The 14,593-nt window shown below is 59.3% G+C and carries 6 protein-coding genes; all 6 read left to right on the top strand.

Features of this window, described 5'->3' with window-relative positions; all coding sequences use genetic code 11:
* The first annotated feature begins 120 nt into the window (after positions 1–120).
* Complete coding sequence (locus IP81_RS17465) at positions 121–2,346, top strand: ATP-binding cassette domain-containing protein (RefSeq protein ID WP_082356278.1); 2,226 nt, start codon at positions 121–123, stop codon at positions 2,344–2,346.
* Between the two features lie 46 nt (positions 2,347–2,392).
* Complete coding sequence (locus tag IP81_RS17460; protein ID WP_054109285.1) at positions 2,393–3,124, top strand: hypothetical protein; 732 nt, start codon at positions 2,393–2,395, stop codon at positions 3,122–3,124.
* Between the two features lie 31 nt (positions 3,125–3,155).
* The gene (locus tag IP81_RS17455; RefSeq protein WP_054109284.1) at positions 3,156–4,835 is read left to right on the top strand and encodes a hypothetical protein; all 1,680 of its coding nucleotides are present in this window, start codon (positions 3,156–3,158) and stop codon (positions 4,833–4,835) included.
* Positions 4,832–5,185: a PilZ domain-containing protein gene (locus IP81_RS17450; RefSeq protein ID WP_054109283.1), complete on the top strand. Its 354-nt coding sequence runs from the start codon at positions 4,832–4,834 to the stop codon at positions 5,183–5,185. Before IP81_RS17455 ends, IP81_RS17450 begins: the two co-directional genes overlap by 4 nt.
* Positions 5,186–5,495: 310 nt before the next feature.
* Positions 5,496–7,148 (top strand): TolC family protein, encoded by a 1,653-nt coding sequence (locus tag IP81_RS17445; RefSeq protein WP_197274692.1) that lies wholly within the window; start codon positions 5,496–5,498, stop codon positions 7,146–7,148.
* A 159-nt stretch (positions 7,149–7,307) separates the two neighbouring features.
* The coding region (locus IP81_RS17440) for a hypothetical protein (protein WP_054109281.1) at positions 7,308–14,593 on the top strand (7,286 nt) is incomplete at its 3' end.

Genomic DNA, 14,593 nt, shown 5'->3' with positions numbered 1-14,593 from the left:
GGCGGATCATGCTTAAAGGCAGAGAACGCGAGGCTATGGGAATCTGCGTATTGGCCCGTGAACCCCAATTTACCTTTGTTTGGTTAATTCTCCGACAAGGAAATAGGGGCCGGGCCACACATGCAATCATCTGCCGCCAGTGTTAAAATGAGCTTGCTGGACCGCGCTTTCTTGTTCTTTACAGGCAAGACACCGCGTTACGATCAGCCGACTCATGAGCGGCAAGTGCTTTACCCGCTGAGTGTCGTCGCGGCTTTGGAACATCTGGCTGCCCACTGCGGATATACCGCCGATGCCGCGATGCTGACCGCAGCGCTGCCCGTGAAAGACGGCTTTTTCGATCCGCGCTATGTGCCGATTGCGCTGGCGAGGATCGGGATCGAAACCCGCGATTATGGTGCAGGCTTGGGCGAGGCAGGTTTGGAAGATTTGCCCCTGCTGGCGATGGCCGGAGGTGATGGTGCCATCATCATTACGGGCGCACCAAGTCGTACCACATTTACCATCATTGATAGCCAAGGCGAGCGCGAGGTCCTACGAAGCGGCCTGGGCGTGCTTGGTGACATCACGGTTCTGGCATGCGGTCACGGCGACCCGCAAAACGGGTTGGATTTTGAAGACGAGCGCAGCTTCGTCCGCAAAAATCCCCGGCTGTGGATGTTGGGCATATTCATGTCCGAGCGCCGCCGGTTGGTGCAGATGGTTTTTACGGCGGCCTTGTTGAATTTGTGCGGCCTTGCCCTGCCTTTGTATATGCGCGCTATTTACGACAAGGTTGTGCCCAATCTGGCGATTGAATCGCTGTGGGCACTGTCTGCTGGTGTTCTTTTGGCGCTGGTTTTCGAATTCGCCTTTCGCCAGATCCGATCGAGCTTTGTCGATGCGGTGGGCGTGCGGGTGGCGCAGATCGTTCAGAACCGGGCGATGAACAGCTTTATGGGCGCACGCGTCGGCGGCCAGAAACTGAGCGTTGGATCGATGATGAACGCGCTGCGGGATGTTGATTCCATTGCGCTGTTTGTGCCGCAACTGATTTTGACGTTCCTGATCGACGTGCCGTTTTTTCTTTTGTTTGTAGCGCTGATAGCCCTGATCGGTGGCTATACCGCGTTTGCACCTGTGATTGGCGCGATAGCGTTACTGGTCGTTGGCATGGTTGCCAGTTTTGCCGCCCGGCTTTCGGCCACGCGCTGCGCCAAGCTGATCCATGCGCGCAACAATCTAGTGGTTGATGCTGCAAGCGGGATTGAGACGATCAAGGCGAATTTGGCTGAGGGCCACTTCCTGGGCCGCTGGGATAAAGTTTCAGACCACATCGGCGTGACCGCCACATCGGCGCGCCAATGGAACGACGTGCCGCAAGCGATGGCCGGGTTGCTGGTGCAACTGGTGACGGTGCTGGTGGTGATCATCAGCGTTTTCCAGATCAAGGCGGGTGTGATGACAACGGGCGCGTTGATTGCGGTTTGTATGCTGACCAGCCGGGCCATGACGCCGGTGACCACGGCTGTGTCTTTGTTGTCCAAAGCGCAGCAGGCGCGGACGCAGTTTGCTGGTCTGGCGGAATTGCTGGAGCTTGAATCCGAGCGTGAAATTCCTGATCCTGGTGTGCGGCAGCAGACGATAAAGGGCGAATTCACCCTTGCATCAGTGATTTACCGGCATGAGGATAGTGCCGCTTTTGCGCTGCAAGATGTGTCTTTGACGATCCGGCCGGGTGAGAAGATAGCGCTGATCGGGCGTTCGGGGTCCGGCAAATCAACGCTTTTGCAGGTGATTGCAGGGATGCTGGAGCCCAAATCCGGCCAATATCTGATCGATGGCTATAGCGCGGCGCACTATTCGGTGGCGCAAATCCGGCAGAAGGTGGTGTTTTGTAGCCAAGATGCGCAGCTTTTTGACACGAGCATCTGGGACAACATCCTGCTCGGGCTTGATGAACCCTCCGCCGAGATCGTGACCAAAGCCGTGCGCGCGGCAAACCTCGACAGTTTTGTGGAACGCAGCGTCGAGGGTTACAATCGCAAGCTTGGCCCCGGTGGCAGGAACCTTTCGGGTGGTCAGAGAAAAAGTATTTTGCTGGCCCGGGCGATGGTGCGTGATCCGGCCGTACTCCTGCTGGATGAGCCGACCGAAGCGATGGACGTTGGCAGCGAGAAAACGGTCATGGCCGGTTTGAGCCAGGCCACGATGGACAAGACGCTGATTATTGCCACGCATCGCATTGCGCTGCTGGATATCGTCGATCGGGTGATCTGGCTGGATAACGGCCGGATCATTGCGGATGCGCCGAAGTCCGAAGTGATCGCCAAGCTGCAATCGCGTCCGATGCCGAGGGCCGCATGATCAATCAGCGGCTCATGCAACACGCTAAACCAGCAGGAAACAGCTAGTGGCAGGCGGATCATCAGAAGGTGAAGTCAATCACTGGCCAGCGTTCGTTGACGTGCTCACGACGGTGATCATGGTCGTCACGTTTCTGCTCGTTATCATGAGCGCGGCGGTGATGGTCTTGTCGCAGCGTGTGGTGGCGCAGTTGAAGACCAGCATGGCTGCTGAATTGGCGGCGAGCGGCAAGGCGAAGGGGGCAGCAAGCGATCAGGATGCCGCAAGCGCCAAACAGCAATCCAAAGGGACCCAGATCGACGCCGAAAAAGGCACGTCGATTGCCGAACTTGGCGATGTGTTGCGCACACAAAATCCGGTAACCGGGCGCGATGAATTGACGATCCGTACGCGCGAAAGCCCGGACCTGCTGAAGGTCAAAGTCAAGGCGATGGAGCGCCCCGATGCCACTACCGGCGTCGAGGTGAAAACGGCTGACATGCTGTTGCAGATCGATTTTGAACCCACCGCCATCCGGTATAGCGCAGACAACACCGAGGCCATCGTCAAGTTTGTCGGACAACATGCCAAGGATGGCATGAAATTCGAAATTTGGGCGCTGACGCCGCAAGATGCATCTTTGTCAGAAGCGCAGCGGATCGGGTTTTATCGCGCCGCGGTAACACGAAACTTGCTGGTGAAAGCCGGCATCAAACCATCCAGCATTACCACGCAGGTACGCGTCACGGATTTGCGGTCGAAAGAAGGCCACACCGTTCGCGTTGTTATCAAGCCCTGATGTGTAGCAGGAATCGGGAAAGCTTTAAGTCATGGAAAAGAAGATACGTTCTGACCTTCTGAAGATGATCGCGATCATGGTCGGGCTGGTCGGTATTGGCATCTATGCCCGTGACTTCGTGATCGAAGGCATCATGGCGAAGGCAGCCCTGAACCTTTCGATCTTTGCTCTTTTTGGTGTTGCAGCGGGCATTTCCTTTAAGCACGTGCTCGGCCTGAAGAACGAAATTCTCGCCATGAAGGCGTTGAAGATCGACTATGGATCGCAAGAGCAACGTCCAAGCGATCCCTACAAAACGCCGGCAATCGTGTTCAAGGAGCCGCAGCTGCTTGGCCAAGGCTATCGCATGATTGCCGAAGAGATGGGCAAGCAGGAGACGTTGAAGATCTCGGACGCTTCGGCACAGTTGATCCTGCACGATGTGGATATGCGCATCAATGATCGCAAATCGACGCTAATGTACTTCTCGGGCCTGATGGTATTTCTGGGCCTGCTCGGTGCGTTCATGGGCCTGATGAAGACGGTGAGTTCGGTTAGCGATCTGATCGGATCAATGGACCTGAACGGCGGGGCAGACAGCTTCGGCAAGATGATCGAAGGCATGAAGGCACCGCTGAACGGCATGTCGGTCGGCTTTTCGTCATCGTTGTTCGGCCTTTTGACATCGATGGTTCTGGGCGCGCTCGAACGGTTCATGACCGGTTCGATGAAAGTGGTGCGCAATGAATTCGAGCACTGGCTTGCCAACGTATCATCCTTGGAAACGAACGCTTCGGAAGGGGCAGGGCAGGGGCAAGGGTCCAGTGCGGGGATTGTGCGGGCGCTTGAACTTGGCGGGCGCCACTTGCGCGACTTGCGTGAAACCATCCTTGATTCTGCGATGGTGGGCCAGGAAACCAACCGTGCGGTGATGGGGCTTGCCCAATCAATCCAGGTGCTGAACGGTTCACTGGCCCGGATCTATGACCCTGAGCCCTTGTTGAAGCCGATTACAGCCTGTGTGGCAGACTTGGCGCATAACCAGACGGTGCTGGTGCAGCAATTCCGGACCTTGCATGAACAGGCAGCCGAAGACCGGCGCTTCATCCGGGAAACCTTAAGCCAGATGCGCGCCCAGCAAGGGGCGGTGCAGGCCATTGATCCTGAACGCCTGCACGGCCAGCTTGAACACATTGGCACGCTGAACGCGCAATTGCTGGAGGTTGGCCTGGCCACCAATGCGCGCAGTTTAAGCGAAAATGCGCGAACCGGCTGGTTAGGATCGTTTACGCGCTGGATTTTGCGCATCGGCGATGATCGGGCTGTGGCCAAAGCGCGCCGTGAACTGCTGCGCGATATTCGCCATATGAACGCAGCCCAACGCCGTCTGGTCAAGAAGGTGGATGCAACTCTTGGCGATGGCATGGAAAGAATGGGGCAAGAGCGCACGGTGAATGCGCGCCAGTTGGCCCAACTTGCCGGCACAACCGAGGCGAATAGCGAAATTCTGGCCGAACTTTCGCGGCGGCTGAGCAGCATTGAACAGGTGACGGGCCACGATGATAGCTCCGCTTCACCCGCAGCAAGCCTCTATGGTGCGCGGCTGGAGCTGGCGGTACTGCGCCAGCGTTTGCAGGCGGCGCAGGACGATGGTGGCCCACAAACGGATGCATACCGCGTGGTGCCCGAGCCGGAACGGTTGCGCGCAAATGACGGAGGTCGTTCGGTATGATTACTCTAGGCAGCATCTTCAAGCGCAAGCGCAAAGACTTTAGCCGTGCGGCGCGACGGTATAATTGCCGGATCGAGGGCAATCTTGTGGTAGGCGATCGTCTGGTAAACTTTGACGGGATCGTGACCGATTTTTCGAGTGGCGGCGCGCAATTCCGACCCAAACTGTTGTATATCATGGACCGCCGCGATGTGCCGATCACGCTGACCTTTGGCGGTGTTGAAATTGCCGGGCGGATCATGAGCACCAGTCCGGCAGGGTTCGGATTGCGGTTCGATGATCCGATCAGCGAGGCGCAAATCGAAGGCCTGATCGGATTGGCGAACAAGCAGCCCGGGCTGGTGCATTAGGACGTGGCCCAGCCAGACGGGAACCATCCGAACGAGGGCGTTTTTGCCCCTATTTTTGGCATCCGCATTCATACTTAATGTGGCGCGAACCAAGATTAACCACGTCGGTTCATAGCTATTCGCATAGGTTTACTATGCGAGGAAATAACACGTGGTTGGGCAAAAACGGCAAAGTTCGTCTTTCCCTTTCGGAAAAGCGCCGGGTTTGGGCTCTGTCTTGGGGGCCGTTGCAGTAAGCCTGACGGCATCAGGTGTTGTTTTTGCCAATTCAGCGCCTTCGGATTTTGGTGAATTGCCTGACAGGATGGTGGTGGCCGCATCAATATTCACCGATGATGCCACGGTGACCTTTGGTTATGTACCGCCCGCCCGCACGAGCAGTATCGTTATTGCTAGTCCTGCGGCGATTGCCAGTATTGGTGCAGCGCCGGTATCAATCGCCGCCCTGCAAACGGAACCTTTGCTGCCGGGGGCAGGACTGCCGACTTTACCCGAGCTGACGCCCGCGCGAGCGCCTGTGGAAATTGACAAGGAGCTGCCGGCCGTTGCGCCAATGGCGATGACGCCGATCAAGGCGTCTGCAGCGTCTGCCATGGTTGTGGTTGATCCGCAGCCATCTGAAGCCATGGCTTACGATAATCCTGCCAGCAATCCAGATAGAATGGCGGACAGCATATCGGAAAGGCCGCAGGGCATTGAATCGCTGCGCGATGCGATCATTGAGGCGTTGAGGGCGAACCCCGAAATCCAGATCGCGCTCGCCCGGCAGGATGACGCCCGCTACGGTGTGCATGAGGCATGGTCAGGCTATTTGCCCAAAGTTGACATGCAGGTTGCGCTGGGCGGTGAACTGATGGTTCCTTCGACCGGCGACCAGACAATGCTGCGGCGGGCCGAAGGCGTGGTGACGCTGAACCAGAACATCTGGGATTTTGGCACAACGATTAACGACATCAAGCGCGCCCGCGCGACTTATCGCAGTGCGCAATGGGGCACGCGGGAGCGGATCGAGGCGATCTCTTACGAGATCAGCGCGGCGTACCTGACCATGCTTGAGCGCACGAAGCTTATTGCACTGACGGAATCCGAGATCGCGGCGACGCAGAAGATCCTCGATATGGTGGTGATCCAAGAGGATCTGGGGCTGACCAGCTCTGCTGATGTGAGCCGCGCCAAGGCGCGTTTTCAAGTGCTTCAGGCTGAATTGATTGACCGTCGTAGTGCCTTAGCACAGGCTGAAGAGGCCTATCGCAGGCTGACATTACATTTGCCGGGCAAAGTAGTTGATCTGCCATCAACCAACGGCAAACTGCCGACCAATCAGGAAGATGCGGTCGCGTTAATCGATACGCAAAGCCCGCGTTATGCACAAGCCAAGGAAGACCGGCGTTCGTTGGAGCGGCAAAAGGCCAGCCAGACCGGCACTTTCCTGCCCAAGGTCGGGGTCATGGCGCAGGGCAACTGGCGCGATGACGTATCAGGGCCGACCGGATTGAACCGCGATGTGCGGGCGATGGTCACGCTGTCCTACAGCTTCTTCAATGGCGGACGAGACATTGCGGTGCGCAACCGCATTTCGGCGCGTTTGCGCGAGGCCGATTACGAGCTTGACCGCCGCAGACGTGAGGTTGAGCAGGATTTGCGCATTGATTTCAACAGTCTTGCCTTTGCGCGCGAGAAGATTGCAACGATTGAATCTGAAATTGTTGCGGCGGAAAAGACCGCAGATGTTTACCGCCAGCAGTTCCGCGAGAGCCGCCGTTCGGTTTTCGATCTGCTTGATAGCCAGCAAATCCTGCATGCTGCACGCGCGCGGCAATATTCCAACCAGATCGCATTGCAACTGGCCGAGTTTCGCGTGCTGCAAAAGCTGGGCGGCCTGTTTGATCTCCTGAGCTCTGGCGAGCCTTTACCCAACATTGTGGCGCAAAGCCCGCAGCAGACGCGATCAAAGCTCGACTGAAGTATAAGCTTCTAAAATTACAGCAAAAAGTTTGAGTGAGCGCAAGGCTCAAGCGTCAAGTTACTCTCCCTAATTACGGTTAATACCTACGTAGGTGCGAACCAGACCGTAGATGTTTCCGGAGAGACTTGACCAACCAACAGGTTAGGCATTCGGCGAATGGTCAAGGCACGCGAATTCAAAAACGGCGCGAAAGCAACGCTTTTGCCCAAGAATGCTGCGCAGCTTGCGGACGAGGCTGTGCCTGCGGGAGAGAAGCTGAGCCAGGCCGGGCAAGGGTACGGCACGGCCAAAGTGGTCAATCTTGGCGCAGATGACCGGGCAGAGCTTGGTGTTGCCTATGGTCCGTTCAAAGTTGAAATCGTCGATATCGACGCAATCCTGACTTTTGCGGACGGCACGAAAATCATCATTCCGGGCATGGCGCTGGCCGCCTTTTCGGGCCGCAAGCCGTTGCTGGTGTTTACCGACAAAGAGGTGCTGGCCGAAGCATCGCTGTCAGACGTTGGTGAAATCCGCGAGAGTTCGGTTGCCATCGATTTTTCGTTGTCATCGGCAGATGCGGAAAATCCCAGCGACAATGCGGCCAAGGCCGACGGCGAGAAGCCTCCTGCGGGCGGGGCTGTCCAGCCGGGCGATGCAGCCGATGCGCAGCAAAGCGCAGCGGCGCAGGAGGAAAACAACCACAAGTCGGATGCAGAAGCATCGCGCCTGACCGACAAGATCAGCAGCACACAAGCATCAGCCGGTGCACCCGCCAACGTCAATCCGCCGTCGAAAGCTTCGGACACGCCAGCGCCAGACGATGCGCTGGGACCGGCAGGTATCGGCAAACTGGTGCCGACGCTGGAATACAAGCTGTTCAACAAGGAGGGCGTCACCACCACCACCGAGAATGGTGTGACGACCGTGACCGGATCGACCGGTGGTCCGGGCAGTGCGACCAATGCGGCCTTTCCGCAGCAATCGGCCAAAGAGACGATCACCGGTACGGCAAGCGGTGACCTGATCTATGCCGACAGTCAGAAGCAGGCTCCCGAGGGCGCGTCTTTGCGTGTGCTCAAGGTTGAGGCGATGGTGCCTGCGGGCAGTCTCGACTTGCTGCAAATCACGATCCCTTCGCTTCCCGATGGCTATGGCATTGCCAACGGGGTGAAGACCGAGCGTGGCTGGGTGGTTGATATCGATGCGGGCAGCATCGAAAAAGTGGCCACTATGAAGGACGCGACGACCGGCCTTGATGTGCCGGTTCCGGCGTCGCAGTCCCGCTTCACATTCGAACTAGAGTTGCTCTATCAGGTGCCTGCCGACGGGCAGGCCGCAGCATCCAGCGGGTTTCAGGACGAGTTCTTCCTGCCGGTCCAGCTTGGCCTGTCGTCCGATGGCAAGACGGCGGTCAATGCGGTTTCGGTCTCGAGCGCGTTTGGCATCAAGGTTGTGGCCAGCGATGCCGATATGACGGTCAAGAACCCGGTCAGCGGGGATCCGATCTATGTGCTGTTTTCCAACCCGCCGGGCAACGTCATCAATGCTGGCGACGGCAATGACACGATTGTTGCCGGGATCGGTGCCGATGAAATCGATGGCGGCAGCGGCTTTGATATCATCAGCTATGCCAATTCGCGCGACAGCGTTACGGTGGATCTGGGCGCTGGCAAAGGCTCGGGCGGCGCTGCCAGCGGCGATACGTACAAGTCGGTCGAAGGGCTGGTCGGTTCGGCGCAAGGTGATAAGCTGACAGGGGATGGGGGCGATAATACGATAGATGGCGGCAAAGGTGCCGACACGATCGATGGCGGCGCAGGCATCGACAAAGTTGATTATTCCAAAGCTTTCCCGGCGCCTGAAGCCACACTGCCGGTGGCGGGGACAACCCCGCCGGATACTACAGGGCTGGAGATCTATCTTGACGGCACGCCCTCCAAGGGCGGCGAGGCGGAAGGTGACCAGTTAACCGGCATCGAATATGTTATCGGTTCGGGCAGGGATGATACGATCACCGGGGCCGCCGCCAACGAGACACTGGAAGGCGGCGCTGGCGATGATGTTCTGATCGGCGGCGGCGGGGCAGACCGGCTTGATGGCGGTGACGGCGAGGACCTTGCCGATTATTCGGCTGCCACCAGTGGCGTGACCGCTTACCTGGATGGTCGCGCCGGTGAACGCGGCGATGCTCAGGGCGACGTGTTGGCAGGCATCGAGAACCTGAAGGGCTCGGCATTTGACGATGTCCTGACCGGCGATGCTGGCGACAACCTGATCGAAGGCGGTGCTGGTGCTGACCAGATCGACGGCGGTGCAGGCAAAGACACAATTGATTTTTCGGCCAGCACCGTTGCGGTTGAGGTCTATCTTGATGGCCGTATCAGCCGCGGCGGCGATGCGCAGGGCGATACTTACGCCAATATCGAAGTGCTTATTGGTTCGGAATTCGACGACCGTTTGGCGGGCGGAACCGGCGCACAGACCCTGACCGGCGGGCTCGGCGATGATACGCTTGAAGGCGGCGCGGGCGCGGATATTCTGCAAGGCGGCGATGGCACCGATATCGCAAGCTATGCTGGTGCACGCAATGCCGTTACCGTCTCGCTTGATGGCACGCAGCAAAGCGGTGATGCCATTGGCGACGTTTATACGAGCATCGAAGGCCTTGAAGGAACGGCATTTGACGACATCCTGATCGGCAGTGTTAGCGGCGATATCCTGATCGGCGGCGCGGGCGATGATACCTTGCTAGGTGGCGCAGGCGCTGACACACTGGATGGCGGAGCAGGCTTTGACGCGGTTGATTATTCGGCCAGCTTCCAGTCTGTTGACGTGCGCCTTGACGGCACCCGCAGCTTTGGCGGGGATGCGCAGGGCGATGTGATCACCAATGTCGAACAGGTTACCGGTTCAGCCTTCTCCGACACGATACTCGGCAATGCCGACGTCAATCTGCTGGAAGGCGGGGCAGGTGACGATACGCTGACCGGCGGCGCTGGCGCAGATACGCTGGACGGTGGATCGGGCCTTGATACGGCTTCTTACGCTGGCAGTGCAGCAGGTGTTTCTGTAGCGCTGGATGGCTCTGCCGGACAAGGTGGCGATGCGACAGGTGACATTCTGCAAGGGATCGAGAACCTTCGCGGCAGTGCGTTTGACGATAGCCTTTCCGGTAATGAAGATGCCAACGTCCTGACCGGCGGAGCGGGCGATGATACGCTGGTGGGCGGCCTTGGCGCTGATACGCTGGTGGGCGGGGAAGGCCTTGATACGGCGGACTATGCACTGGCCCAAGGATCGGTGACGGTACGCTTGGATGGCAATGCTTCAAGCGGGGATGATGCCGAAGGCGATGTCTTGCGCGGGGTTGAACGCGCCGTGGGCAGCCGTTTTGCCGACGTTCTGATCGGCAGCACCGCTGGCGATGTGCTGGAAGGCGGTGCGGGCGACGATACGCTGCGCGGTGCCGCAGGCGCAGATACGCTAATGGGCGGCGCGGGCCGCGATACCGCAGATTACTCCGATTCAGCAGGTGCCGTTGAGGTTAATCTTGCAACAGGCATCGGCCGTGGCGGCAGCGCCGAACAGGATAGCTTTGATAGCATTGAAAACGTGCGCGGCTCCGATCAGGCCGATACCCTTACCGGCGATGCGGGCGACAACCTGCTAAACGGTGGTTTTGGCAATGATACACTGGCTGGCGGCGAAGGTGCCGATACGCTGCAAGGTGGCGGCGGTTCGGATATCGCCGATTATTCTGCCAGTGCTGCGGGCATCGAGGTTTCGCTATTGGCCGGGACAGCTGCTGGCGGAGATGCCGAAGGCGATGTTCTGGATGGTATCGAGGGTATTCTGGGTTCTGCGTTTGCGGATGTTCTGACCGGCGACACCGGCAACAATTCGCTGGTAGGCGGGGCTGGCGATGATACGCTGACCGGCGGCGCGGGCGCAGATGTGCTGGATGGCGCAGACGGGATCGACACCGCAGATTACAGCACGTCATCATCGGGCATTACCGCTACGCTTGATGGCAATCCCGGGCAAAGCGGCGATGCGCAAGGCGATAGCCTTCGCGGCATCGAACGGCTGATCGGTTCAAGTTTTGCCGACCGTTTGGGCGGCAGCGACGATGCCGATACACTGTTGGGTGGCCTTGGCGATGATACGCTGCAAGGCATGGGCGGAGCTGATGAGCTTGATGGCGGCGGCGGCATCGATATCGCCGATTACTCTGCCAGCGACGCAGCGATTGTGGCAGGGCTTGATGGCCGTGCCAATACAGGTGGCGATGCAGCAGGCGACGTTTACACCAGCATCGAAGGCATCACCGGCTCCAGCTTTGGCGATGTTCTATATGGCTCGGCCAATGCAGATATCCTGCGTGGCGGCGGGGGTGACGACACCCTGACCAGTTCGCTTGGCGCAGATAGCCTTGAAGGCGGTGCTGGCTTTGACACGGGTGATTTTAGCGCATCGACCAGCGCCGTTGATGTTAACCTCCAGAACGGCACTGGCTCTGGCGGTGATGCAGAGGGTGACCAGCTTAGCGGCATCGAACGCATCCTTGGATCCATTTTTGACGACACCCTGACCGGTGGCAGCGCCAGCGACGCACTGCTTGGCGGGGCTGGCGACGATACCTTGCAAGGTGGCGGCGGGGCTGATTTGCTCGATGGTGGTGCAGGGCTTGATACGGTCACTTATGCACTTTCGTCAGCAGGCATCCAACTAACGCTTGATGGCAGCTCGGGCCAAGGCGGTGATGCCGAGGGCGACCGAGTCAGCAATGTCGAGCGCGTTATCGGTTCGCTTTATGACGATACGATCATAGGCGCAGGTGCGGCTGAAGTGCTTGAAGGCGGCGCGGGCAATGACCGGCTTGTTGGCATGGCAGGCGACGATACACTGACCGGCGGCACTGGCGATGATACGCTTGAAGGCGGCGAGGGTGGCGACCGCTTGTTGGGTGGCGAGGGTGACGATGCGTTTAATGGCGGAGCCGGGGCAGATACCCTGATCGGCGGCACAGGTTTTGACACCGCCAGCTACGAGACATCGACAATCGGCGTGACGGTTGCGCTTGATGGTAGCCTTGGCCTCGGCGGCGACGCAGAAGGTGATAACCTGAGCGGCATCGAGCGGCTGGTCGGCTCTGCCTTTGATGACCGGCTTACCGGCAGCTTGAACGCCGATACGCTTGAAGGCGGTGCGGGCAATGATACGCTAGAAAGTGGCGCGGGCGCAGATTTGCTGACCGGTGGCAGCGGCAATGACGTGCTGATCGGCGCTTCGGGAGCCGATACGCTGGACGGCGGTGCCGGTTTTGACACGGTCGACTATACCACATCCAGCGCGGGCATTACGGCTTATCTCAATGGATCAGCCGGGCTTGGCGGCGATGCCACCGGCGATACGCTGCTGGGTATCGAACACGTCATCGGCACCGGTTTCAACGATGTTCTGGCGGGTGCCAGCGCCGATGAACTGCTGCAAGGCGGTGGCGGCAATGATACGCTGATCGGCGCAGCGGGCGCGGATACACTCGAAGGCGGCGCGGGCACCGATACGGCAGATTACAGCGGCTCCGGCACGGCTGTAGACATCGATCTTCAGGCAGGTTCTGCCCAGGGCGGCGATGCCCAGGGCGATGTCTTGTCATCAATTGAAGTGCTGATCGGGTCTTCTGGCGATGACCGTCTGGCAGGCACAAGCAATAACGATACGCTGACAGGCGGGTCGGGCAATGACCTTCTGATCGGCCGTGATGGCAACGATGACCTGCTGGGCAACTTTGGCGACGATACGCTGGATGGCGGCGCGGGTGCAGACGTGCTCGACGGTGGCTCGGGCATCGATACGGTGGATTATACCAGTTCGGCGTCGGCAGTATCGGTCGGGCTTGATGGCACAACCGGTGTGGGCGGCGACGCGCAGGGCGATATCCTTATCAGTATCGAAAACCTGACCGGTTCGGGCTTTGACGATACGCTGTGGGCGGGCAACACGGCTGCTGCGCTGAGCGGCGGTGCGGGTAACGATTCCTTGCGCGGTGGCGCAGGATCAGACCGGCTTGATGGCGGTGCAGGCAATGACACGATCATCGGCGGTGCAGGCGCTGATCGCCTTGATGGCGGTGCGGGCGTTGATACGACCGATTATTCCCAGTCTATCGGCGGGGTTAATGTCGGCCTTGATGGCAGAGTGGGCATCGGCGGAGAGGCTGAAGGCGATACGCTGTTCGGCATCGAAGTCATCGTCGGATCAAGCTTTGACGATAGCCTGACCGCAGGCACCGCCGATAGCACGCTGGTCGGCGGGTTGGGCAATGACACGCTGACCGGCAGCCTCGGCAATGATTCAATGCTGGGTGGTGGCGGCGATGATGTGCTGACCGGCGGCGCAGGCGCGGATACCCTTGCCGGGGGAAGCGGCACAGACACGGCCAATTATGGCACGGCTGGCGCTGGCGTGAACATTGCGCTGGACGGATCTGTCGGTAGCGCGGGCGATGCGCTGGGCGATGTCCTGAGCGGCATCGAAGTGCTGGTGGGCTCTGCCTTTGCCGATACGCTCGGCGGCGGCACGGGAACCGACACGATTTTTGGCGGGCTTGGCAATGACCGTATTCTGGGCAGTGCCGGTTCTGATGAAATCGACGGCGGTGACGGCAACGATCTGGTCGATTACAGCGCCAGTGAAAACGCCGTCACAGTCTCGCTTGATGGTTCGCTCGGGATCGGCGGCGATGCTTCGGGCGATGTGCTGCTTTCGGTCGAAGGCGTGGTCGGGTCGGCATTTGACGATGCGCTTACCGGCGGCACGGCCGACGATACCTTGATTGGCGGTGCGGGAAGTGACCTCTTGCGCGGCAATGCGGGCGCGGATTCGCTGTTTGGCGGGGTGGGTGATGATACGCTGGATGGCGGGGCCGGATCAGATCTTCTGGACGGTGGTGCGGGCGTTGATACGGTTGACTATTCCGCATCCAATGCTGGCGTGCGGGTCAGCGTTGATGGATCGGTCAGCACCGGTGGCGCTGCCGATGGTGACATGCTTCTCAGCATCGAACGCCTGATCGGTTCTTCCTTCAATGACACGTTGCAAGGCACGATTGCTGACGATTTGCTTGACGGCGGATCGGGCGATGACTGGCTGTCTGGCGGAGCTGGGGCTGATACGCTGGATGGCGGTGTTGGTTTTGATACGGCGGATTATTCTGGTGCGGGTGCCGGGGTTACGGCGAGCCTTGCGGCGGGTGCGGGGACGGTTGGTGATGCGGCGGGCGATGTGCTTTCGGGCATTGAGCGGCTGGTGGGTTCGGGGTTTGATGACACGCTGACGGCGGGTTCCGGTGGTTCTGCGCTGGAAGGCGGCGCGGGCGCAGACCGGTTGGTTGGCGGTGCCGGCACCGATACGATGCTGGGCGGCGCTGGCACGGATACGCTGGTGGGCAGCGCGGG

The sequence above is a fragment of the Novosphingobium sp. AAP83 genome (assembly GCF_001295795.1).
Classification (GTDB): Bacteria; Pseudomonadota; Alphaproteobacteria; order Sphingomonadales; family Sphingomonadaceae; genus Novosphingobium.
This window is presented reverse-complemented; position numbering and strand designations above follow the sequence as displayed.

Bases quoted from the DNA above. Each gene is read 5' to 3' on its own strand.
- IP81_RS17465 (WP_082356278.1), top strand. From the start codon at position 121: ATGCAATCATCTGCCGCCAGTGTTAAAATGAGCTTGCTGGACCGCGCT.
- IP81_RS17455 (WP_054109284.1), top strand. From the start codon at position 3,156: ATGGAAAAGAAGATACGTTCTGACCTTCTGAAGATGATCGCGATCATG.
- IP81_RS17450 (WP_054109283.1), top strand. From the start codon at position 4,832: ATGATTACTCTAGGCAGCATCTTCAAGCGCAAGCGCAAAGACTTTAGC.